Annotated in this window: 22 protein-coding genes; 11 read left to right on the top strand and 11 right to left on the bottom strand. The window is 42.3% G+C overall.

Translation table 11 applies throughout. The features are described 5' to 3' along the window. Nucleotides 1-30: 30 nt before the first annotated feature. From UNH61_RS05390 to UNH61_RS05365, 6 genes are all read right to left on the bottom strand, one after another. Nucleotides 31-312 (bottom strand): DUF4134 domain-containing protein, encoded by a 282-nt coding sequence (locus UNH61_RS05390; RefSeq protein ID WP_326996160.1) that lies wholly within the window; start codon nt 310-312, stop codon nt 31-33. 122 nt (nt 313-434) lie between these two features. Next, entirely contained in the window at nt 435-932 is a 498-nt protein-coding gene (locus UNH61_RS05385) for a hypothetical protein (protein ID WP_339070726.1), read from the bottom strand. A 91-nt stretch (nt 933-1,023) separates the two neighbouring features. After that, nucleotides 1,024-1,863, bottom strand: a complete 840-nt coding sequence (locus tag UNH61_RS05380; protein WP_326991102.1) for an RteC domain-containing protein — start codon at nt 1,861-1,863, stop codon at nt 1,024-1,026. A 77-nt stretch (nt 1,864-1,940) separates the two neighbouring features. Further along, entirely contained in the window at nt 1,941-3,257 is a 1,317-nt protein-coding gene (locus UNH61_RS05375; protein ID WP_326991101.1) for a hypothetical protein, read from the bottom strand. A gap of 393 nt (nt 3,258-3,650) precedes the next feature. Continuing rightward, the gene (locus UNH61_RS05370) at nt 3,651-4,472 is read right to left on the bottom strand and encodes a hypothetical protein (RefSeq protein WP_326991100.1); all 822 of its coding nucleotides are present in this window, start codon (nt 4,470-4,472) and stop codon (nt 3,651-3,653) included. 70 nt (nt 4,473-4,542) lie between these two features. Then, nucleotides 4,543-6,075: a TlpA disulfide reductase family protein gene (locus UNH61_RS05365; protein WP_326991099.1), complete on the bottom strand. Its 1,533-nt coding sequence runs from the start codon at nt 6,073-6,075 to the stop codon at nt 4,543-4,545. A 119-nt stretch (nt 6,076-6,194) separates the two neighbouring features. Here UNH61_RS05365 and UNH61_RS05360 point away from each other — a divergent pair, with 119 nt between their 5' ends. The 4 genes from UNH61_RS05360 to UNH61_RS05345 all read left to right on the top strand — a co-directional run bounded on the left by UNH61_RS05360 (nt 6,195) and on the right by UNH61_RS05345 (nt 12,510). Continuing rightward, a complete protein-coding gene (locus UNH61_RS05360; RefSeq protein WP_326991098.1) occupies nt 6,195-6,731 on the top strand; it encodes a sigma-70 family RNA polymerase sigma factor in 537 nt (178 codons plus the stop codon). After that, nucleotides 6,718-7,038 (top strand): hypothetical protein, encoded by a 321-nt coding sequence (locus UNH61_RS05355; protein ID WP_326991097.1) that lies wholly within the window; start codon nt 6,718-6,720, stop codon nt 7,036-7,038. The genes UNH61_RS05360 and UNH61_RS05355 overlap by 14 nt, the downstream gene beginning before the upstream one ends. Nucleotides 7,039-7,141: 103 nt before the next feature. After that, on the top strand, nt 7,142-8,185 hold the full coding sequence (locus tag UNH61_RS05350; RefSeq protein ID WP_326991096.1) for an efflux RND transporter periplasmic adaptor subunit: 1,044 nt from the start codon (nt 7,142-7,144) through the stop codon (nt 8,183-8,185). A gap of 2 nt (nt 8,186-8,187) precedes the next feature. After that, nucleotides 8,188-12,510, top strand: a complete 4,323-nt coding sequence (locus tag UNH61_RS05345) for an efflux RND transporter permease subunit (RefSeq protein ID WP_326991095.1) — start codon at nt 8,188-8,190, stop codon at nt 12,508-12,510. A 4-nt stretch (nt 12,511-12,514) separates the two neighbouring features. On the opposite strand, the gene UNH61_RS05340 is transcribed toward UNH61_RS05345, so the two are convergent. The 3 genes from UNH61_RS05340 to UNH61_RS05330 form a co-directional block, all read right to left on the bottom strand. Further along, nucleotides 12,515-12,844, bottom strand: coding sequence for a hypothetical protein (locus tag UNH61_RS05340; RefSeq protein WP_326991094.1), 330 nt, complete (start codon nt 12,842-12,844; stop codon nt 12,515-12,517). Nucleotides 12,845-12,940: 96 nt separating this feature from the next. Beyond that, nucleotides 12,941-14,050 (bottom strand): FecR domain-containing protein, encoded by a 1,110-nt coding sequence (locus UNH61_RS05335; protein WP_326991093.1) that lies wholly within the window; start codon nt 14,048-14,050, stop codon nt 12,941-12,943. A gap of 10 nt (nt 14,051-14,060) precedes the next feature. Next, on the bottom strand, nt 14,061-14,603 hold the full coding sequence (locus UNH61_RS05330; RefSeq protein ID WP_326991092.1) for an RNA polymerase sigma factor: 543 nt from the start codon (nt 14,601-14,603) through the stop codon (nt 14,061-14,063). 568 nt (nt 14,604-15,171) lie between these two features. On the opposite strand from UNH61_RS05330, the gene UNH61_RS05325 reads away from it, so the two are divergent. The 5 genes from UNH61_RS05325 (at nt 15,172) to UNH61_RS05305 (ending at nt 17,767) form a co-directional block, all read left to right on the top strand. Next, nucleotides 15,172-15,417 carry a helix-turn-helix transcriptional regulator gene (locus UNH61_RS05325; RefSeq protein WP_326991091.1) on the top strand — a complete coding sequence of 82 codons (246 nt, stop codon included), beginning with the start codon at nt 15,172-15,174 and terminating at the stop codon, nt 15,415-15,417. A gap of 126 nt (nt 15,418-15,543) precedes the next feature. Beyond that, on the top strand, nt 15,544-16,554 hold the full coding sequence (locus tag UNH61_RS05320) for a helix-turn-helix transcriptional regulator (RefSeq protein ID WP_326991090.1): 1,011 nt from the start codon (nt 15,544-15,546) through the stop codon (nt 16,552-16,554). Between the two features lie 133 nt (nt 16,555-16,687). Further along, complete coding sequence (locus UNH61_RS05315) at nt 16,688-17,134, top strand: MauE/DoxX family redox-associated membrane protein (RefSeq protein WP_326991089.1); 447 nt, start codon at nt 16,688-16,690, stop codon at nt 17,132-17,134. A 13-nt stretch (nt 17,135-17,147) separates the two neighbouring features. After that, nucleotides 17,148-17,411, top strand: coding sequence for a hypothetical protein (locus tag UNH61_RS05310; protein ID WP_326991088.1), 264 nt, complete (start codon nt 17,148-17,150; stop codon nt 17,409-17,411). A gap of 98 nt (nt 17,412-17,509) precedes the next feature. Continuing rightward, the gene (locus UNH61_RS05305) at nt 17,510-17,767 is read left to right on the top strand and encodes a hypothetical protein (protein WP_326991087.1); all 258 of its coding nucleotides are present in this window, start codon (nt 17,510-17,512) and stop codon (nt 17,765-17,767) included. Between the two features lie 46 nt (nt 17,768-17,813). Here the strand turns inward: UNH61_RS05305 and UNH61_RS05300 are convergent, their stop codons facing one another. Both UNH61_RS05300 and UNH61_RS05295 read right to left on the bottom strand, forming a co-directional pair. Next, the gene (locus UNH61_RS05300; protein ID WP_326991086.1) at nt 17,814-19,220 is read right to left on the bottom strand and encodes a RagB/SusD family nutrient uptake outer membrane protein; all 1,407 of its coding nucleotides are present in this window, start codon (nt 19,218-19,220) and stop codon (nt 17,814-17,816) included. 6 nt (nt 19,221-19,226) lie between these two features. After that, nucleotides 19,227-22,712, bottom strand: coding sequence for a SusC/RagA family TonB-linked outer membrane protein (locus UNH61_RS05295; RefSeq protein ID WP_326991085.1), 3,486 nt, complete (start codon nt 22,710-22,712; stop codon nt 19,227-19,229). 212 nt (nt 22,713-22,924) lie between these two features. On the opposite strand from UNH61_RS05295, the gene UNH61_RS05290 reads away from it, so the two are divergent. Both UNH61_RS05290 and UNH61_RS05285 read left to right on the top strand, forming a co-directional pair. Beyond that, nucleotides 22,925-23,776 (top strand): hypothetical protein, encoded by an 852-nt coding sequence (locus UNH61_RS05290; protein WP_326991084.1) that lies wholly within the window; start codon nt 22,925-22,927, stop codon nt 23,774-23,776. A 123-nt stretch (nt 23,777-23,899) separates the two neighbouring features. Continuing rightward, complete coding sequence (locus tag UNH61_RS05285; RefSeq protein WP_326991083.1) at nt 23,900-24,262, top strand: hypothetical protein; 363 nt, start codon at nt 23,900-23,902, stop codon at nt 24,260-24,262. Nucleotides 24,263-24,298 lie beyond the last annotated feature (36 nt).

Raw genomic sequence — 24,298 nt, 5'->3', positions numbered from 1 at the left:
TTTTACGATCGGTGATAGTAACGGTGGCGGTTACACGCCAAAAAATCCTTTCAGCACCGTTGCTACCACAACCAGGAAAATGCAGGACCCGAACCAGGCACTCGCTACTTTTCCGGTATCCTGGTCGCCGGAATTCCATTTGTTGAACACTTTGACGGCCCCCACCAGGCCAACAATAGCGCCTATCGCATACACCAAATTGACGGCGGTGCTGAAATACCCTTTTACCTGTGTTTCAGCGGCGGTGATCCCCGCGTTTCCGTTTCCACCGGCTTGTGCATACACATCAGCACAATTCACTAAAAGAGCCATCACCAGAACAGTTAGGGCAATATTCTCCCTGGAGAAGTTTTTCCTTCTCAAAAATTTTCCAACATCACTTTTCATTCTACACTATTTTTAATTTTCAGAATTTCAATGGGGATCTAGCGGTATCAGTCTTGCTGCCATACAGCCGTGAGGGTATCGGCAGGCAATTCCATGTCGAGATAGTCTTTGACACACTTTTCTGTGTGGGTGATAATGGCTTTGCGATACGGTTCCCCGTGTAACGCAGGATAACTGGCTACCAATTGTTGTAACTGCGGTCGCAGTGCGTGCCAGTCGTTGCGGTTGGCCTGGCTCACCTTATCCTGAATTTCATCGGCCAATTGTTCCAACAGGTCAAAGAGTTCATCCTCTGCGGAAATGACCTGCTTTGTTTGGACGGTGGGTTGCTCTACCGGTAAGGGTTCGGCAGCGGGTTCAGGATTGTCGAGTGGTTGCCATACACGTTTGCGGGTCGATAGAACAGGAAGCTGCCCGGCCGATGAATTGCCCTTCCCCGCTTTCTTGCCAAACACTACAACGAGCAATACATAATAAACGGCTAGGGCAGCTCCTGTAAAAAGTATGAATTGGGACCATGAAATATTTTCCAGCATAACGATCATATTTGATGTAACAATGTTTTGTCTGATTACATCACAAATATGGGGGTGCCGGAGAGGGGGTTTCTTACACCAGAACTGTTAGGTGTAAGATTTAGTTACGCGGGTTTTCATCGGCATCGTCCATTCGCCGTATCAGGTTTTCTTTAAGCGTATCAAGAAACTGTGTACGGTTTTTCTTACGGATACGGATACCCTGGAAAACGCGGTAGTAGTTGCCCAGGTCTATGTTCAGTGTAGTTTCAAGCCAGGTGGCAATCTGGCGCACATCAAGGAATTCATCATTGTTGAACAACCGGGAAGAGTGGAGTGCATACAGCAGCTCGATCAGGTCGGACTTAGAACCTGTCCAGCGCAGCAAGGCTTTGGGCTTGGTGGCATCGGTGCGTACCGGGAAATGGCGCAGCACTGCGATCTTTTGATCGATATACGCATGGGTAAGTTCCAGCGACTGGATTTTTGAAAAGGGATAGCTACCGTAAGTGGTAAAACGAAGATCGAGTACTACCGGGCAAAATACGGTGGGCAGCCCGTTGCTGGTTTGGCGAAGAAAATACCGCTCGTCCTGGTGGGTGGCGCCGCTACGGTAATAAAGTACCCAATCAGCATGCTGCTCAAAATAAAAGGACAGTCGTTTCATTTCTTTTTCCAGAAATTTCAACTGGTTTTCTTTCCCTGGCGGCATGCGGGTTTCAAGCTGGTGGATGCGGGTAAAATGGAGGAATAGCGCATAAAACCGGGGAAGGTCCTCTTTGAAAAACTCGATTTCTTCGGCAGGGTCTTTGAAGCCTGTGGCTAAGACCAGGTTTTTTAATTCAGTGAGGGCGTTTTGTACCAGGTAGAGGCAGCGGTTAATGCGGTTGATGGTTGCCTGTTCGGTGGTCTGTTCATGGTTAAGATTTACTTGGAGGGCATTCCAAATAGGATGGGTCATTTGCATAGCTTTTCTTTTTATGGGTTATGTTTGCTTTATAACCGCAAAAGAAAGTCCTATGCAATGTTACCCGTTGATTACCACCACAGGCAATTACCAGTAATTACCCAAAATAACGTTAAAGCAGTTTTGTTGATCTTAGAGCTTAATATGTCCTGTATTTTTTGCATCCAGTCAATGATGTGCTGGTAGGCTGCCGGGTTAGTACGGGATGTATAGTACTGTGTACGCAAGGAGGCTTCATTCAGTTCCTCCCCATTTTCTGAAATGAAATTGCGCGCCAGGTAACTGATTATATCTACTTTTTTTCCTTCGAGCATACCAGCTTCCTCGCAGGCAGCAGCGAATTGTGCGAGTTCCAGGGAGGATAATTTCAATTTCAGTTTGGTATATTCATTTTCGTAGGGGCGTGAGGGTTTGGCACCCAATAAACTTTCTTGTTCCAGCAGGTACTTATATTCTTCTTCAATCACCCGTAAAATTTGTTCGCTGATAACTGGAAGTCCGGGTTCCAGGGCAACACCTGGCTTGGTATGCTGTCGGCGTTCGGTACTAATGTACCAGTTGACCCGTTCCACCCTTTGGGTGAGTGAAGGCATTACCTCTAGTTTGGCATGCAGTTGCCGGGTGCAAAAGTTGCGGTATTCCAGGTTATTGAAGTTCAGAAAGTGCAATTTGTAGTGCAATTGCCAGTTAAGATCGTCCATTTCAGGCAAGTCGTGACCATTCAAGTGTTCGCCGGTTGTTAGGGAATGTCCGTTTAAAGGCTTGGGGTTCCCGCTGGCTGTTCCCGGAAAACGGGAAGCAATATCCAGCAGGGGCAGCAGTTCAGCTATAAATATTTTAAAGTAATTCCATTGCCGGAAGGTGAATACTAAAGAATGCTGATGAAAAAAGGCTTTCAGGGGCCGGAAAGCAACGTCGAGTAGTTGCTTTTGAATACCGGCATGTTCATAGAGTTGAAGCAACTGCTCAAAATCAGGTAAGAGCTTTGCCTTTTCGTGTTGGGCGTAACGTGCCGGCATAGGGAGCGCATCGTCAATGGCTTTGTTGTAATAACGGGTAAGATGCAGCAGGATCTTTTCCAGATGCAGGTACACGTCCTGGTAGAAAGCCATCAATTCCGGCCCGATGGTGGTTTCGGTTAACTGTAAAAAATCTTCTATTTGGTCAAGTAGTCGCAGTACGCTCATTTGGTTTTTACGGATATAATCCTGAGCATGCCGGATCTTATAATCATGAAAACGCCACTGAAAATCCCCCTTAATGCGGTAACTCTCCGCTCCAAGCCAGGCCAATTCATCTTTCAGCCTTTGCTGATTGGCGGGCAGGGAAATTAGCTGGTCGGGAACTATCGTCGTAAGCCATTTTTCTACATTAGATAACTCGTTCATTATCATGGAATATTCCGTTTTTAGGCTAAACAAACAAACAAAGACTGGTTAAAACTTTTCCCCTGTTTACTAAGGTGGTGAGCTAATATAACGTATTTAGTTCATTTTCGGTATCAGAAATATACAACAGATTTATTATAATTATCTAGTTACCAATTATATACATATATTCATAACAGTATAAGCACTCCTACTTAGGAGCGCAATGGAAACATATAAACTGTTCCGAACTTACCATCTTATCCTGATGGGGTTTTGATGTAGTAGAAAGCAAAAAGGGCGCTTAAAGAAGCAGCCCATTTATATGCCAAAGTGATTTTCAAAGTCTTACAGTAAGTTACCTATTTTAACTGCGGCAATAACGCAGCGGGCGGATGGCCGGTAATGAGGTACTCATTCAAATTTGAAACCAATGCCTATGCCGATCCAGGGTTTACCCTGGTAGTACCAGTTTTTATTGGCCCCAAACATCCAGTCCTGGCCGATGAATACACCAAAGTTGAGTTTATCTGCGAATTCGTAGGTGACGCCGAGTGCATCTGTCAATGCCACTTTATTTGAAGGTTCAAAGGTTTTAGAATCCACTGAATCTTTGGGCATGTACTTTTGGGAGCTGATACCAAAGGATAAAAGGTATCTGATATATCGTTTTTTATAAGGATTGTTATTTACCCGTACTCTATAACCGAAGGCATAAGAAATGTTAGCATCGAAAGTCGGATTATCATCACCTTCATAGACGCCAAAGCGCACTTTAAAGGGAATTGTAACAGGTATTGCCATTAACCTTTCACTTGCCAAATACTTCTTTGCTGGCGTAGTTTCTTCATCCACGATTTTGTAATAAAAATCAGCGGGATCGTCCGTTTGTTGCTGGTTATCCCGCCGGTAAATAATGTGCTTTTCGCCTTCAATAATAGTGTCTTTGACTTGTGGCAATATCCTGATAATGTCTTCGTCATGATCAATCAGCACATATCGAAGAAAGTTTTTCACCCCGCCGTTCGGATTGGGATCAATGGTGTAAACAGTTGTATCTGATACGTTTTCTCTCGTTTGTATTTTATACACTTTTTTTACTTCCAGTTTAGTATTTGTTTTATAAACATTTGCATTACTGGATAGAGCTGTCCAAAAAGACGATTGCGCATTGCCTGAATGTGTGAATAGCAGCATGGCAAGCATGCAAGGAAATAAGGTATAGGTAAATTTCATTGGGGCGTTTTTTTAAAAGTACAGATTTTCCCTAAAATTGAAAATACCTATTAAGTAGTATTTACCTTGCTCACTGCTGCAATGCTGCATCGATACTCGCTGTAAGCCCTTCTTTGGTACGGAGTTCCTGGCCTTTGGCAAATATCTTTCCTCTTTTATCGATCAGCAGTGGGGCCGGATACCCTTGGATTTTGTAATAATTGATGATAGGATGTTCTGTACCCTTTTGCTCTGTAATCAGGTTAATGGCATGTTCGCCGGTAAAATTGCCGGTTTGCAGGGATTTCTTCCAAAGCGCCGCCTGGCGATCAATACTGACAGTAAAAAAAACAATATGCTCATTACCGGCGTATTGGGCTTCGATCTCCTTTAACGTGTTTTTATAGTAGGATATACAGGCGCCGCAGCCGGTGTACCAAAAATCAATGAAAACCACTTTTCCGCGGTAGTCGTCCAGCTTATGGTAAGTATTGGAACTATCCGGTAAGGAAAACACAAAGGCGGATGATCCTTTGGAAAGCTGCACGTAAGGATGCAGAATTTCTTTGAGGAAAGGATTTTGCAGGCGATCCATAAACGTAAGCGCTACCGAATCCAACCTTTTGAATCCACCAGTACCATACATGGTTACAAGGTGATTGGTTGTAAGGTATTCCTGTAGGTCTTTGTCTTGAACGCGTTGCAGTAAAACCGTTAAACTGTCTATTTTAAAGGAAGGGTTTCTTAGCTTTTCATTCTGATAGGTTCGTTCAACCGTATAACTCTGCCATAGTGGCGAAAATGGGAAATACTCTGTTAGCGTACCGGTGATAGTATCCGTCTGGATCATGCGCCGGTATATGCCTTGAAGCGCCGGAAGTAGTGTATCCCTTTGTTGCAAGCGTAAAAGCCATGCTTTGGTAACATATTCCCGCAATTTTGAATAATCAAAATGAGTAATGACATTCAGACTAGTGATTTTAAAAACTTCGTTTGTGGTAGTGTTCTTTAGCGAACGCAAATTTTCCAGTGACAGGTGTTTTAAGGAATCGAGCATTTGCAGTTTTTTTTCAAAATTTCCAAGCTCAGAAAGGGATGTTGTATAGGCAGGGTTGAAGATGGAAGGAACTTCGGCTGCATTATTGGACAACAGCATGCTACCGGTTTGCTTTTCCAGTTGCCACTGGGCGGCTATAACGGCGGCACCGTTTCCTTTTGCAGTAAGCGCGTAGGGTAATTGTTGCATGTAGGTGGGATAATCTTCGCGCCGAAAGGCGGCGCTTTTCGATGCAAAATAGAGGTCAATGTTACTGCCGGGCGTTAATAAATAATAATTCAGCAGGACTGTTTTCTTTTCGGGGGTAAGAATATTCAGCGTAAAATAACGGGGTTTAGAAAAACCGGGAACAGTAAACCGGAAGGCACCGGTTTTAGCAGGAACTGCCTGGCGTACATGAGGGAGGTTGACAGCCTGGCTTATTTCGGGCAGGTATGTCCATAGCAATAGTTCTACTGAATCCGAATCTGCCAGCCCTTCAATGTGACCGGATAATTTTACAGCAGTGGATTGGCCGAAGCTCGCCGTTGCGAGCAGCAACATACAGGAAAAAAGCACAAATTTCATTTAACCGTTTTCCCTATAGTGGGGCAAAGGCATAAAAGTTGGTACACCGGGCGGCAGTTTTTTCGTTAACAATGTAAAATTAATGGTATATTTCCGTTGGTCAACCAATCCTGAATCCCGTGTTCTCCAAAGAAAACGAACTTTTAGCCCGGCTTCAAAAAGGTGAAGATCTGGATGCTGTGTTCAAAGACATATACGATAAGTACTATATTTATTGCTTCCAGTGCGTAAATGCACTCGTTGACGATAGAGATGACGTTGCCGACATTGTGCAGACGGTTTTTATTGCTCTTTTTACAAAAAAGTATTATGAAAATTCAACATCTTTAGTACATTTATTAAAAATGATGTGCCGCCAACGGGCGATAAACTTTCTTCGCCAAAAGAAAACCGAAACCGATAACCTGCTAGAATACACGGCATATCACCGGCAACAGGAGTTACCCCATTTTTCAGACCAGGTGTTTGAAAAGATGGATGAAATTGTACTGCACATGCCGCAAAAATTAAGAAGTGTCACCGAGGCCTATTTTAACCATTTCAAGTACAAACAGATCGCCGCTACGCTTCATATGAATGTGCATTCCGTAAAACAATATATCCAAAAAGCGATTAGCTGTATCAAAACGCAGGTACCCTCCAATGAAACTTACTAGAGAAGTAGTACTGGATCTGCTTATGCAAAAGGCAGCGGGTGTTATCAGTGAAAAAGACGAAGCCATAGTAGATGAATTGATTTCTTCGGATACGGAGGTTGCTGCCTTGTGGGCGGAACAGTTGGAACGGATGCAACGCAACATGTCAAAGGGATACTTCACCCCTAAGTCCCGCGCTGATGGCTGGCAGGAAGTAATTTCTACAGTAAAGAATAGACGCAAGGACCGTAAATTTTTATTAATCATTATACTGATTGCTGCTATTTTAACAGCATTGCTATTTTGTTGGATAATTTGTAAGAATTAAATATCAGCTTATACCCAAATAGTTCTACCCCATTGTACTTAATACCGGGGCGTTAATAGTTGGCCCCACGATCCCAATAACCCATGTTGTAAATTCCAAAAGCATGTTTAAACGCTTTCATCTAATTATCTGTTCCTGCTATGCTCTGTCTGCATTTCTTTTGCCTGCCTGCAAGGCCACAACAGAACAGGCTGCCAAAGTTACCGGTGACCGCGTTAGTGTTGCCGTAGTTAGGCAGCAAAGCGCAGCCGCTACAATAACCTTACCCGGTGAAGTAGAATCACCTTTTACCACCGAGCTTGGATTTACGGTACCAGGTAGAATTCAACATTTGTATGTAGATGAAGGTGCTTTGGTGAAACGTGGACAACGCCTGGCGGAATTGGAACAATCCGTGTCTGCGGCCACCAAGGCAATTGCTGTGAAAGCAACGGATGCAACGAAAGACCGTTTTGCAGCCTCCCGGCAGTTAGATAGTACGGGCAGCATCGCCCGTGCAAAATACCTGGAAGACTTCCACCAACTGGAATCGGCACTTGCATCTGAAAAATTGGCAACGGTGCAACAGGAACAATGTAATTTGTTGGCGCCTGCAGACGGTATTATCATTGCCCGTTATGTAGATATAGGCTCGCTTGTACAACCAGGTGCAAGGGCCTTTATGTTCCTGAAAAAAGCTGCTCCAAAAATAGTTTGCATGGTGCCCAGCGGGTTGCGGCGGCAACTAAAGGAAGGCATGGTGTGCGAAATTATCGCGGCTGGTGACAGTACCCGACTAGCGGGAAAGATCGCCTTCATTAACCCCGTTCCGGACCCTATCGATAAACAATTCCGCATAAAGATCCATATGGATATACCGCAAACTGCATTGCCACCCGCTACCGCCGTTTCGGTTAGTTTTCCCGGACAATTTACGTCGGGACTTACTGTATCCCAAGCCGCCGTGCGAATAGACGACAGTGGACGCCCGTTTGTTTTTGCTATTCGTAAAAACACCTGCAAGAAAACGTTTATTGAGGTAAAAGGTGGCAGCGGCCAAAAAGACGCCCTTATTATTCAGGGCCTCGCCGCAGGTGACAGCGTTGTGGTAGCCGGTGCGGATAACCTGGACAACAAGCCTATCATTCCTATACTTAACCCATATTGAGTATGCGCATACAGAATAACATTCCATTGTGGGCAATACGTCAACGCGGCATCGTCATCAGCATTTTTTCGCTTGTCGTAGCGTATGGTATCTACCAGTTTTTTGTGATGGACCGGCAGGCAGACCCGAATATCCGGGTATTGCAAGGGAGCATTGTTACTACCTATCCCCCAGGTACGGAACAGGAAGTAGAAAAGGAAGTAACCAACCGGATTGAAGATTACCTATTTACGTTTAAGCAAATCAACCGGGAAAAAACGCAGTCCGTATCTGCGCCGGGAGTTTCCTATATAAAAGCCGAATTAACAGCCGATGTTGACAACCCGACAGAGTTTTGGAGCAAGTTACAGCACGGCCTCAATCAATTGCCAGTAAGCGGCGCCACCATTCAAACAGATTGGGCCGAAATTACACAGATAATATTGGTAGTATCTTCTCCAACCCGTTCACCACGGGAAATAAAGATGTTTACTGATTCTGTACGCCATCTGTTGTTAGAGCAGGATGGCGTTGCGGGCGTTCGCCAGATGGGTGAACAGCCGGAGGAAATTGGGATTACGGTGAACCCGCAGCAATTAAAGATGTACCAGCTTGACATAGAAACGGTCATACAGGGCATTACAAGCAACCATCAGGCGTTGGCAGGAGGCACATTAACACAACAAGCATACAGCCTACCTTTCAGTGTAACCGGGAGGTTGCACACGATAGAATCGATTAAAAATATCTCCATTCCAATCAGCCAGGGTAAAAATATTCCTCTTTCGGCTGTGGCATCGGTTAGCAAAGGATACGGAAAGCAAAAAATGGCTATCGGTACGCAGGGAAATGCTATCATGCTTGGTGTCACTTTAAAAAGTCATATCAACGAGGTAGCTGTGGGCAAGCAGCTTACCCGGCAACTGGACGCTCTCCGCAACGATTTACCCAATGATATAATTATTAAAACGGTAGTAAGTGAACCAGCATATGTTGATTATACTATCCGGCAATTCAATGGTGAGTTTTTCGTGGTGTTACTGGTAGTAACATTTGTACTCATAGTAAGCCTTCCTTTTCGTACTGCGATCGTTGCATCGATAGCCGCGCCAATTTCAGTATTTATAGCCATTGCAATTATAAGTATGATCGGGTTACCGCTACAGCAGGTCGTAATTGCCGGGCTGATTCTTTCGCTGGGCCTTGTGGTAGATGATGCTATTGTAGTAGCAGATAATTTCCTGGACCTTCGTGCAAGGGGATACGGTATATCTGCCGCTGCATGGAAATCGGCGTATTTACTTCTCCGTCCCTTGACGCTGGCAACAGTTTGTATTATGGTGATCTTTTTTCCGCTGGCAATGTTCACTGTGGGGCTTGCAAAGGAATTCATGGTTACTTTACCTATTACGGTGGCAATTGCGGTGGGCGCTTCTTTCTTTGTAGCCGTTTTCATTACGCCCATACTTTGCTGGTATATGGGTAAATGGGAGCTGTACCGGCGAAAACCGCTGGCCCCTGAAAAAAAGAAGAACAGGTGGAGTGTGTACCTTCAACAGCGATATGATAAGTTGATCGACTGGTCTTTTGCCAACAAGAAAAAAGTGGTGTTCACCTCTTTTGGAATTACGCTAGTAGGAATTGTACTGCTGGCAATAGCCCCGCAGGTTTTCTTTCCCAATGCAGATATAAATAAATTCAATGTCCTGGTTAATCTACCGGTAAATGCAAGCCTGGCGCAAACCCGCGCAGTGGCGCAGCAATTGGAAGATAGAATAAGGCAGGACGAAGGCGTGCGGGATGTTACAGCATTCTTAGGCGTTTCCGCATTCCGGTTCCATGTTACCTATGCACCACATTATGCGAGTGAAAATTTCGCACAGCTTTTCATTACCACCGATGATGTTGCGAGTACCCGGCGCCTGGCCCGCTTGTATGTAGATAGCCTGGAAGGAAGCATTCCCGGCGTAGATATTCAGGTACGAACACTCAATTTCAACCAAACCGAAGCCCCTATTGAAATTCATATTGCAGGAAGTAACCTGCAAGAACTCAAACACATCGGTGCAGAAATTTGTGATCGAATCAAAAATATCAACGGAATTAATTACGTGCGCACTTCTTTTGGTCGCGATTATACCGGCCTTGACGTAGTGGCGAAAAATTCGGTTACCAGCGATTACCAGGCGCCCAAAGCTGCCATTGGGCGTATTGTTCAGGCTGCGGGTGATGGGATTAACGTAGGAACATTTTATGAAAATGACGAAAAGATCAATCTGGTTGTACATCTGGAAAAAGCAGGCGGCTTTCTGGATGGAATAGGCATGGTTCCCGTACGTTCAATCAATGGAGGTATGACAACCCTAAGCGAAGTCGTGGACTGCCAATTGAAAAATCATACGGCGGCCATTACTCACCGTAACGGTGAAAGAGTGCTCACCGTTCTTGCAGAAGCTCAAAAAGGAGTACCTGCCAGCAAGGTGTTTAAGGAAGTAGACAAAAGAATAAGAGATATGGCATTACCGGCGGGCTACTCTTTGCAATACGGCGGGGAAATTGCCACTGTACTTGAAAATCTACCGGGACTGGTTACGGCTATATTGGCTGGCCTGTTCATTATTTACCTGTTGTCGCTACTGGTGTATAAAAACTTTTCAATGGCTGCACTGGTGATATTGACATTTGTATTGAGTGTTCCCGGTGCGGCCCTGGGACTATATGTTACGGGGTACCCGTTGGGTTTTACAGCAGCAGTTGGTTTACTGGCGCTGACTGCTGTAGTGCAGCGAAATGCCATTACCAAACTGGAATATGCGATACTTTATATGGCAGAAGGCCATAGCGTCGAGGAATCGGCAAAAGAGGCAGCCAAACGCCGGATGCGTCCTGTAGTGCTTACCTCTGTGGTGGCGTCTATGGGATTGATAACAATGATCGCGGGTGGATCATCCATGTGGGGGCCATTGGCTACTGTTATCGCGTTTGGCGTACTGTTTTCTGTTTTTCAGACTTTACTGGTCATTCCGGTGTTATTTGCTATGTGGGTGAAATTGCCTTCCATCCGCTTTAGTCGCCCCCGCTGGTATCCTGCTGTTGCCACCGCCTTGTTCATCCTGTTGGCTGTGGTTCCATCCAAAGCACAAGAGCTGAACCTGGAGGGATGCAAGGAAAAGGCTCTGCAAAACAATATAGGTATTAAAGCAACCAGGGAGCAGATGAAATACAAGACGGAAGCGGTAACAGTTTCCCGGCTTTCAGCCGCTCCCAAAATATCCGGTAATGTTTACGGTTTCGCCACCGGCGCGCCGTTAAAAGATCTACTCGCCCCTTACGGCGGTGTTGCCTCGATTGGCGTGGAACAACTCATTTATGGTGGCGGTTATACGCATATCAAACGACGCGGTGCGGTATTGGGTAAAGAGATAGCAGAGGTAGATTTAGAGGCAAAAATTAATAAGGTATTATTCGCCACAGAAAAGCTGTATTGGGAATATCAAACTGCGTCTGCTTCTGAGGCCGTGGTTTCCCAACATGCAAGAGCAATAGAAAGAAGTCTGTTTGAAACAAAAGAAGCTATCCGGGCCGGTAGCCAGGAGCGTGAAGATTCTTTATTACTCGCTGTTGCATTTATGGAAAATGCAGTACATCAAAAACAAATTGCCACACAACTACGATTATTGAAAGCCAGGATATGCCTTTTGATAGGTACTGATACCGCCACCGTCGTTATCAGTAGGAATGAAAAACCGGTTATGAGCAATGAATTGTTTTCAAAGCAGGAGGATACTACTTCACTGCATCCACTCGTTCGCCAGGCCGGTTTGCGCTCGCAAGAACTGCAAGTAGAAATAGACCTTTTGAAAGCTGCCGGGCGGCCAAAGGTGGCACTTACCGGTGGCCCTTATTACTGGCTTGGACCGGCGGGTAGTGGTGGAATGTTGCCCAAATCATCCTTTGTTAGTGGGTACGGAGCTGTTGGGCTCTCGATCCCTATTTTTGACGGTGGTTCACGCCGTGCGCAGGTAACAGCTTTGAACTATCAGCTATCTGCCACCCGCTACCAGGAGCAGTTGACAAAGGCGGCGCTGGATCTTTCCCGGCAGGAGGTTTCTGCAAAAATTCAAATAGCTGAGGAAACACTTCAAATAGCGGTAGAGAAAGGAAAGGCTATGGAAGCACTATTACGTTTGCGGCAGGCGCAATTTCGTGCCGGCAGGGTGAGCCGAAAAATGTTACTGGAAGCAGAAACCGATAACCAGCAGTATTGTTTGGAAATTTTAAAGGCGGGTTGCGCCCTTCGTATCGAAAAGGCAAGGCAGTTTTACCGGCAGGAACTCCCTGAATAAAAAGTTATTTACCGATCAGTGTCGATAGTTGTTTTTTTCTTGGCGGAACAGGCTGCCGCATGTACTTTTTCAATTCCAGAAATACTTCTTTTTTCAATTCCTGGTAGGTTGTACTGGTGAATGCTTTGTACATTCCTGAACTTAGCAGATGAACAAAGAAACGCTGTACAATGCAATAGCTGGTCGCGGAGGAATGGCCCATCCATAAAACGCAGCGCATGTACACATCCCGATTGCTGACATAAAACATTTCCCAGCTTAGAGCGTCACCTGTTGTTATTTTTTTAATAAAGATCGCCTCTTTTGAAAGGTCCTCTATGGTAAGGTTGGGCATTTGAGGTAAACTTTTAGCCAGGTTAAGATACCGAAATATTTTATTTTTTCCTTTGATAAAGGCGCTGTAAATGGAAGTCACAAACATACATGTGGATCAACGGTAAATGCGGATGGTGTTTTCCTGCTCTTGGTATTTCAGCCCGGAAGTCGTTGCCATCATTTCTAAAAATTCCTTGAGTGGCCTGTGTTTGTTCAAGCGGGTGTTCAGTTTCACGTTGGCTGCATCCCCATCCAATACTACTTTTACGTTATACCAACGCTCCATAACAGGGACGATTTCTTCCAGGGGTATGTCGTTAAAATATTGCACGCCCTGGCGCCAGGCCAACGCTTCTGCTGTATCAACTGATTGGATTTGCCATTTGCCAGCCGTATAAGTTCCCGCCTGCCCAGGAGAAAGCAATGCGTGGACGGAATCTTTTGCAACAAGGTCTACTTTGCCGGAGATTAAAACGGTGACTGGACGCTGCGGCAGATACGTATTAATATTAAAGCTGGTTCCCAATACCCGCACCGTACCGCCGGGATAATGAACAAGAAAGACCCTTTTAGCATCAGGAGTTACTTCAAAATAGGCTTCACCTTCCAGATATACTTCGGGAATATTTTTGAAATCATTAGAGAAGCGCAGCTTTGAATCAGCGTTCATATGCACCGTAGAACCATCGGCCAGAATAAGTTTATATTCATAGGTTGCAGGCACTATAAGTTCGTTCATTCCCGGTTCAGTGGACGGATCTATGATGGTTAGGGAATCCTTCGTTCCCTGCATAAAGCCGTTATTTGCTATCGTGAAATCAACGTTCATTACGTGTGTAGAGCCATTGGCTAGTTTTAGCTGTACCCCGGCAAGCGGGGTGAGGTTATCTTTCCTTACGCCGGGAAGGTGCCGGATTAAAAAGAATAACAGCGAAGCGCCTACTAACACGATAATGCTGGCCGCTACCAACCAAAGGCGTCGATCCGTTTTTTGTACATGGACCTGACTTTCAAATTTTCCAAATTCGGCCAGGATAGCCTGTTGTTCCAGTTTTTCCGGCAGCCGATTGGTTTGCAGGAAATGCGTAAGGTTCTGATTGATTGCCCGTACCTGCGGGTAATTCTGCAATGCGCCGTGCAGTTCTAGTTGCTCCGTCGCTGAAAGTTCGTTATAGTAATTGCGCAGTATTAGTCCTTCGTAATATGCCCGTTGTTCGTTATTCATCGAGATAGTGTTATGAGGCTGAAACATATTTTTTCAACTTTCCAAAAGCACGATAGATGTAAGTATGCAAAGTGCCGGCATTCATGCCATTGATGGCCGCTGCCTCCTTATGCGTTTTCCCCTGGAACACTACAGTTTCCAAGACTTTCATTTCCTGCGGTGATAACTTACCCAATGCTTTATTTAATTCCTTGCCCTTGCAGGCACGGTCTTCCTGGGTAATCTTCTCGGAAATAAAGTCGGTAGGTTGTTCGAGGGTTAGCATGTAGCGGCTCATTTGGGCTTTTTTGCGCCGTTGCTCTTTGATGAACAGAAAACACTGACGACGAATGCTAACCATTAGATACGCCTGCAGAGAGGTATGAACCTGCAGGTATGTTTTTTTCTCATACACTTCCAGGAAGCAGTTTTGAACCAGGTCTTTTGCGATAAACTCATCACCTACAATACTGAATGCCTTTGCATAAAGCATGTTGAAATAGGTGGTATAGAGATTCTTCAAAGCCCCAGGATCTCCTTCCTTCAATTGTTGCAGGAGTGGATCGGTGTTCATATTACAAAATTATGAAATTAACTGCAAACTCTAGCGTAACGGGGATGATTTCTAACCACTTATATCTAATTGGAGAATTGTATTCAAAAGAGCATGGGGATGCCCGGAAGAATACATATAATATACGTCAATTTCTCCGAAATGGTTCAATAAATGCTAACCAGAACCCTTGTAACTAAAGTTAAGTGGAGCTAGGGCCATCCACGACATAGGGAGGGCGCAGGGCTCAATCTTGCAGCGACCCGTGTAGCTTGGCGGCACCGGATACAGCATACAAGCGAGCCTGCGCCCATATGATGGTACGCAGGCATCGCTACTTACTCCCTGGTGCCGCCAAGCTACACAGGTTATAAGAGGATGACAATGCGAAATATTTTAAGATCGCAAAGTAATATTTTTTTAACCTGATTTCATAACACTATTTTATTATATACTAAAATGGGACAGAGAAACTTTTTTTTGTTTCTTTACCCTTTACCAGCAGTAATTTAAGAAATTTCCAGATAAATACATACTATAGTTATGTATTTGTGCAGAAATACCGGATTTGATTGCGGCAAAAAGAAATATGCCGAAGATTTCAGCGATAGATTCGTATGTAACAGGACAAGTAAAGAAACGCAGAGAAGAATTGAAGTTAAGCCAGGAAGATTTATCATTCCGATTAAACAAATCAGAAGGCTATATCAGCCAGTTTGAAAGCCACAAACGCGGGAAGGCTTTCAGCGTGCGGATGATTAATGAATTAGCCAGGGCATTGGAATGTTCCCCGAAGTATTTCATGCCTGACCATTGGTTTGAAGAGCAGGCATAACAATTTCCCCTGCACCGGGATTGCAGCCACCATAAAGTTTTTCGGGCTGGTGTTTGCGCTTTTAAATTTTGTAAATTGTAAAGCGTTTGAACCCGTGCTTAAACGAAAAACAAAACCTTATTCCGTATGGAGCTCATTGTTCAACCCTTTGCCGGTGGCATTGACAATGGAAAGCCCCGGCCATTGCCTGCTGTCTTGAAAAAATTGCTTCCTTGCTGGTTAACCAAAGACTACCGGGAATATCCTGGCGGATGGGCCGCCAAAGCGAAGCTATTTCACCGCGACTTTACGCTTCATTATTACTATCTCCATTTTACAAGTTCTCAACAGGTACATATTGTCGCCAGCAAACCGACGATTGCGTTGCAGTTTACTTTGCGTGGCAACGCTATGGGGGAACTGGCGGGTGGTAACCATATACACATTCTTAAAGAGGGCATGGCAGGAATTTTCTATCTGGTGCCGGGGGCAAATCTGGCAACGATAGGTGCTGTCCCTTTCATCAGTTTTCATGTGGAGTTCACCAGCCACCTGCTGGAAGAACTCTCAAAGGACCTGAAAGATTTCAGCGAAGCATTGGAGTATATCCGGGAAAGCCCGCAGGCAGGCATCCCGCTGGTAACCTTTCCTCTTACCTACGAGATTCGCCAGTTGATAGAGCACCTGGTCGCATCCGATGGATCTACCAGCGTTGCATTACAGTTAAAGACGCAGCTCCTGCAATTGCTGGTGCAGGCAAATTCGTCTATCCTGGAGGACCGGAGTACGGAGGATCTGCCCTATTCTATCTACAAGGAAACATTACTGGAAATAAAACAGGCCATCAGCAACGAGCCAAACATCAAGCTATACTCGCTTGATAACTTGGCAAAGAAATATCACATCGAACCTTCTACCATTTCCAGGCAGTTCCATTTTCTATTTAAAATACACTTTGTCGATTACCTACGGCTACGGGTGATGGAAAAGGCTTTGCTGCTTATCGTGGATAGTGAGAAGCCCATCGCGGAAATAGCGGATGAACTGGGGTACAATTCAAAATCGAATTTCACCCGTGCGTTTGACCGTTATTACCAGGCAACGCCTAGCCAGGTACGAAAAGATAAAGGTCTATCGGGTATGCGGCGAAATATGTAGCGCATGAATACAGCAATCAAGAAATGACAACCAGGCGCAGCAGAAATTAAAGAATTTTGAGTTGGATTTACGACCACGTTATGTTGCCAGCTAATCGTAAGCCCATTGTTGCAAACCTTTATTTACGTTGACCATGAAAAGACGCGACATTGCCCTGGAGGTGATTGTATTCCTCTACATTGCTATGCTTATGTATGCCGGAGTTACAAAGTTGATCCACTACGATAAAACGTATCAGCAAATGTGGAATCAGCCGTTTGATACGATGTTTGCTCCCTTTTTAACCTGGTTCATTCCTTCACTTGAAATAGTACTGTGCATACTGATGGCGGTAGGGCGCACCAGAAAATGGGGTCTTTACGGTGCTACAGCGCTGATGGCTGTATTCACGGTGTATGTCGGCATAATTTGGTTTGGTCGTGAGAATTTCAAGGTGCCGTGTAGTTGCGGCGGGTTTATGGCGGCAATGGACTGGCCGGAACATTTTTGGTTCAACCTGGGATATGTCGCTCTTGGAATCATTGGCATTTTTTTACAAAAAAATCCTACGCTACCGAAGCAAAAGCAGCTAGCTACGTAATAATAAGGTAAGGATGAAAAAAGTAAGAACATTGGTTGTCATTTTTGCTATGGCGTCTGGCATCATTCCAGCATTTGCTTTTGCGGATGATCCTGTATGCGCAATTTCGCCGGTGGGATATATTCAACCTATCGACAATCCTACATATATTATTCCCGGAACTTATGGCATCACATACTTGTGCATTCCAAGCACAACGGAAATATGCAGGTATGTCAAAAAAACGGATGGATATTTCGTTGCATGTTCAGGAAATTTAATTATTCTATATAAATAATGCCTTTCAAAATAGTTATTGCGCGCAAATAACAGGTGTGGTCTACCTTTCAGGCTTACTTGTAATTTCTATTTAATCACCATGTAAATTTTAGTGTTATGAAAAAAATTAAAGTTTTAATGGCATCCGCAGCCTTAGTGTTGGGTACCTTATCAGCATTTGCATTTGCAGATGACCCACTTTGTGCAACCGCTCCCATTGGTTATACTCAACCAATAGACAACCCTAGTTTTCAGATTCCCGGAACCTATCTGGACGACTACGGGTGCAATCCTAATGCTCAGGCAACGTGCCGCTATGTAAAAAAGGCTGACGGTACTTTTGTTCAATGCAGTGGAAACCGCGTTCAATTGTAAAAAAAATACCCGGAAGCAAATGCTTTCGGGTATTTCTTTTATACTATCACCGTTCATTCTGTTCAATACCTCCTAGATCAATTTCATTTTTTGGAATAGGCAAAGCATACTTTTTATCATTTGGTTGTAATGAATATTCTTTATTGTCTAAAATTCTCTTTATAGTAATTTGGTATCCTTCTATATTTAATCTTTTAATGTCTGTCCACCTTATTCCTCGAAATGCAAGTTCTTTCCTCCTTTCAGAGATAATAATAGACAATGCCTCTTTGCTATCTGAGGCATTTTTATCCACATACATTGATTGCCCATTTGCATCAACGTCCCACCTTGATTTCAATAGTATATTTAATGTTTTCATTGCACTATGAAAATCACCTGCCCTTGCAGATGATTCAGCACTTATTAAATACATTTCATCGAGAGCTAACCCAGTAAAACAATAAGAAGTGTTAATATAACTGGCTTTCAAAGAAAGCGAGTTATTTCCAATTGAACGAAAATAAATAGTTTTTCTAAGGTCATTAGGTTCATACAGCTTGATTAAATTGCTATCGACAATTAAAGCAGAATTTGAAGAGGATAAATAGAAATTTCTAACAAATCTGTCATAAAAAATCATTTCTGGATTTATATTTTGTGGCAAAACGGGCCAAGGATTTCTGGCTGTTTTACTAAGTGTTGAAAATTTAATCAAAGTATTTTTCAATGAAATAACTTTGTTAGCATACAGACCAGCCTTTTCATGATTTCCCATTACCAAATACACTCTTGCAAACAAGGAATATACGGTAAGAAGTGTTGGTCTATATGGTTTCTTATCATTAAAATCGCGAAAGATATTTAATTCCGCTTCTTGTAGATCCGAAATTATTTGATTATATGTTTGAAATAAATTTGATCTTTTTACCTTCTTGTTTATATCAGGATCAGTTTTAATTGGAAGTCCTAGATTTTCTTTTGCTGTAGTGGAATCGTAAGCAAGACAAAAAATTTGAGTTAGGTTAAAATACGCATAGGCCCGTAAGAAATGAGCACTACCCTTTATTCCCTTCCACTGATTCCTATTTTCATCAGTTATATTAATATTTGAAAGTACTTTAAAAATATTGTTACAACTAAAAATCTGCTTATAAGGCACATTCCAGTCGTCAATATCAGTAAGCCCTTCATAAATATCAGCATTCCAGACATAACAATTCCTAATTTTTGTATCACCGAATGCTTGCCAACTTGCCAAACTCGGCAAATAGTAATCGTCTGCTGAAAATTCTCCGATTTCTGGACTGAAAGAGAAGGTGGTATTTATATCTTCCAACATCAAATCTAAATCAGACAAACTATTTGGGATAACCAAATCAGTGCTAGGCTTTTCATTAAGGAAATCCTTACTACAGGAAATCATTGCGGAAAGTGCCATTATTGCAATTATATGTATTGAAAATTTCAACATAGTGATTCATTTAAATTTTACACTTATACCTAATGAATACGATCTCGGGGTTGGATAGCTTATAAAGTTTCCTGGTATAAAATCTGGATCAATACTAAACTTATTGGAGCGCCATAATAGACCAACATTATTAATATAGGCGTATAAACGCAGTTCATTTACAAAACGCATTATTCTTTCTGTAGGAAGTAAATAGGATAATTGAATATCTTGCAGCCTTACGTGATCTCCTTTTTCAACGTTTATTTCGGACAATGAGTAAAGGTTACTTCGAGAGGGATTATCAGGATATACAATTGATGGAACGTTTGTTCTCAATTCATCTCCAGGTGCTTTCCAACGTTTTCCATAATCAGGATTGTAGAAATTTAAAGGTACGGCTGGATTTAGGATACTTCCATAGTCCAAAGAATTTCTTCTAAAATAATACCCGAATTTACCTGTTACATTAAAAGAAAGATCAATCTGCTTATAAGTAAACGTATTTCGTATGCTCATATTTGTTGTCGGTACCGCTGAACCATGAAACCGAAGAGTAGCATTGTCATTCGTGCCCGTAATAGCGGAATAGTCTTTACTAGGCTTTCCATCAACAATTCCAATAGGATCACCGTTTAGCGGATCAAGTCCGCCCCACTTATAGCTATAAATTGAATAAACTGGATTCCCTTCGATCGGGTTAATTCCATATAACATATAGCTGCTTACCGATCCAGGCTTCGTTTTAAATTTCGTAACTTCATCGGTAGCATAACTTATAAGCAAATTGGTCACCCATTTTATTGATGCATCCAGGTTAATAGTTGTTAGAGAAAGATCAATTCCACTTCCTTTCATATTTGCGTTATTACCACGGTATTGAGAAATTCCATCTGACGGTGCTAGGGGACTAATCCCTATCATATTTACTCCATGTTTCTTGAAATACTCAATCGATCCTGAAACTACACTGTTAGTCGATGCAAAATCAATAGCGACATTTGCCATTGATATTTTTTCCCAAGTAAGATTAGGGTTTGGCGCACTTGAAATAAAAACACTAGGGTTATTAAATAGATTTATATAAGAGGTAGCGGTTAGGTATGCTGTTGTACGCTTATCAAGATTTCCGTTATAGCCATAGGTAAGTCGTATCTTTAAACTTGGAAGTTCTTTAAAATGATAAAATTCCTCTTTACTTATTGACCACGCAAATCCTGCTGAATAAAGAGGCACACCTTTCTGATTTGTGTTGACACCGAAAATATTTGATTCATCTTTTCTGACACTAATAGAAGCTGTGTAACGGTTATTATAGTTATAACTACCGTTAAAAAAGTACGAAATGTTATTATCAACTTGTTGCTGCCGAAGAATACCGAATGAATTATTGGGGATCGCTGCTGTATTGCCGGTCACTTGCAGATAGGATTTGGTATAATCCATTTGTACATAAGATTCATTTTGTTTATCATATCCATACATCCTTTGATTCGGAGCGAGAAGAATTTTATTTGATCTTTTTTCTGCACCAGCAATTGCATTAATTGAATGTTTCAGAATATTCTTAGAATAAGTTAGATTAACTCTAAAATCATTTGATTCATGTGTGGTTTGTGCAAAATCGAGAATTGCTCCTTTAGGGATCTGATATATTACCTCTCGATTATTGACTTGGGAAAAACTGTTAATTATATTTCGCGCTAAATACGAATTTTCACTAAAGTAATTGCTGTTTTCATTTTCACCTTTTGAATATTGATAAAGCAAATGCAAATTTAAAGTTTTACAAAGCGAATATTTCAAATCTACATTGCCTATAAACTCGTTGATGTTACTATTTAAATCAACTTCGTTAATATCATCTAGTGGTCTATAGTCCCAGTTCATGAGCAGTCCCGATCCTGCTGTATCAGTATATGCGCGTCGAAAATTCCCTGATATTATATCGTTCCTTCCATCGGAATTTTTTAGTTTACCATAGGGTGTCTTATAACTACTTGGGATTGCTGTGCTATGATTTTGTGTTTTTGAGTATATTAAACCTGATGATAGTTCAAGTTTATTTTTTACAAGTACAAACGAATTTCTTCCATTAACAGTAAATCTTTTGGAGTTATTCTTTACGATCTGCCCATTATCGCCGTCATATCCCAAAGAGTAGTAGTATTTGTTCCAATTATTGCCACCGGAAATACCAATGGAATATTGTTGTTGTATTAGTGGTTTATAGATATACTTACTCACATCATTTCTAATATCAGTGTTTGAAATCTCTTTAATCCTCGTCACTGATTCAATATTTGAAATTATTCCGTTCTTTTCTAACCATAAAAAATTGACTACATCTGAACTATATAAATAGGGGATCAACCCTAAATAAATATCGTATGCGCCTTTTGAAAAAAGGAATTTTTCTGCATCTACGTACTCTGAGCTACTCATTTGGGGTGTGTAGAATAGATTCGGCTTTTGAGATACCGTGGCATTGGCATTAAGGCTAATTGTTGGTCGAGAATTTGACACACCTTTTTTGGTTGTAATTACAATTACTCCATTTGCAGCCCTGGTACCCCAAATTGAAGCGGAAGCGGCATCGCGGAGTATCGTCACTGATTCGATGTCATTAGGATTTAATGAATTTATGTCCCCTGAAAATGGAAAATTGTCTAGTACAATAAGAGGCTCGGCATTTCCCAAAATAGTACTCCTACCCCTGATAGATATTGAGGATTGACCTTGCTGAAGATTTCCATTTTTATTAAAAGACACACTACTAGTAATACCCTCTAATCGGTTTAATACATTTGGCCCAACGCTTCGATTATATAATTGGTTACTTACCTGTACGAATGATCCAGTGGCTCTTTCTTTAGGTACCGTTTGATAACCGGTGGAATAAACTGAAACGCCTTCCAGCTCGGTAACCGTTTGCTGTAATGCGACTTGAATACTTTTACTGCCAGATACAGAAAGATGTGCAGGCAAATAACCAGTATAACCAATAAGAAGTATAGTGTTTGGTTTCAGCCCATCCAGCGTAAAATTTCCGCTGGCATCTGTAGCAGTACCGATAGTGCTGCCTTGCACCTGAACGGAGGCTCCCGCAAGGGGGGAGCCGACCGAATCAGTGACCTTTCCGCTTACTGAAAAACGCGGAACGGTATCTTTACCAATAGGTATTTCGGAAGTGGGTGGTTTTTCATTGGTACGGTACAAAGTAATATATTCATCGGATTGTTTCCAGGAGAGCTTGTGGTCTTTTAAAAGTGTGGTCAACACTTCCTGCAACGGAGTAGCAGAAAAGTTTACCTGGACCTTCTTTTTATCGTTGAGTAAGTCGGAAGCATAAGCAACTTGCTTTCCGGTTTGTGAACGTATAATGTCGAATACAGCTTTTAATGTGTATGTTCCACTTATAGTAATTTTGGGCTCCGGTTCCCTACCTGCATCAGATGAATAAGCATGTAGCGCAATACAGAATACCCCGAATAAGAGCATTATTTTCCTCATTGAAGTTAGTTTGATTGATAAAAGATTTCGGCGCGCACATCCTTATAGTGATCGAAACACAAAAATATTGGTACACGGTTGGGGAACTTTTTTGGGAAAAAGTGGAAGAAAATATACGTAAATTTTCGTACATTCAAAAATTGTTAAGTTACAGGGATGTAGAAATATGTGGCAGACCCGGATAAACCCTAAACACCCAAACCTTATCCCAAATGATCCTTCCCATTGAAGCCTCGGACGATTTTTTCGAGCCACCGTTAATAGTTCCTGATGGTTACAGATACTACTTGATACCCGGCGCCCTTGCAAGGTTTACACATGGCGATGATGGTATAATACTGGATCAGAAAATACCCGGCAGGAAATTTACCGGATGGGTTCATAGAATATGGTTGTCGGACCTCACACTTTTATATCCTTTTGCAATAAAAGATACCTGGGCACTTCATTTTTGGTTGGCGCGAAGAATTCCAGCAAGGCTGGAGCAAGGCCAAACTATTATCCTGGATGATTGTACCCTATTCTACCTGCCAGCAGCAGAATATACAGCATGGCCGTTGCCAGGAAATGCTATCAGCTTTCATATTAACTTTATAGATAATACTAACGCCTCTTCTACTAACCCTGACGGATCACACCTATCTAAAATTATCAATGAATTGCCCTATCCGATAAGCCCCGTATCTTTCAGAATAATTAAGAGGGTTTTATCGTGTAAATTTGTCGGTAGGTGCGCTGAATTTTACCAAGAAAGGAATTTTAAAAATCTGCTCGATTGCTACTGGTACCAGAATGGAAATAAAGACCGCAAATATCAACTTATAAAAACAACAAAATCGATTCTTCAACTAATACGGGAGCGAGCGCAAATACAGCCATTATTGTTTACTTCTTATGAGTGGGTCGCAAAAGATTACAGTATATCGGTTCAAACATTGCGCGATGGTTTTGAGAGTTATTTTAATATCGCTCTTCATGACTACATTCACCAGGAAAAGTTAATGACGGCCTTCGGTGGTTGGCCGGGTCCTACAAAAAACTTGACGAGATTGCCCGTAACTTAGGGTATAGAAATCGGGCATTCTTTGAAAGTGATTTTGAGAATTATTTTGAATGTTCAATAGGAGATATTTTGTCCATTTAATTTGAACAAGCAAATCGCTATTATTCAACTCAAACTAATGACCATGAAATCAGTTAAATTATTTGAGGCAAATGAAGAGAATAGGAAAATATACTCTATTATATTGAAGAATAAATTTGATCTGGAAATAATCATTGATAAGGAAGATTTTAAGAATATAAATGCAAAAACAAACCTGATTGTTTTAGGATTTAATACGTTTGACAAACGAGCTTGTGAAATATTGATCGCCATTTCATCACTTAATACAACATCTAAAATTCCGATACTTTTACTTCTCGGATTTGTTGAGATGGGTATCAACTTTCCAACCCTTAATAACCCTTTCAACGTAATATATAAACCTTTCACAGCTTCAAATTTATTGAATGCTATCAGTATGATTCAAGAGAATGATGTCTGTTAAACCATAATGAATGTATGCACGCATATATGCTATACG

It is taken from the genome of Chitinophaga sp. 180180018-3, from assembly GCF_037893185.1.
Classification (GTDB): domain Bacteria; phylum Bacteroidota; class Bacteroidia; order Chitinophagales; family Chitinophagaceae; genus Chitinophaga.
This window is presented reverse-complemented; position numbering and strand designations above follow the sequence as displayed.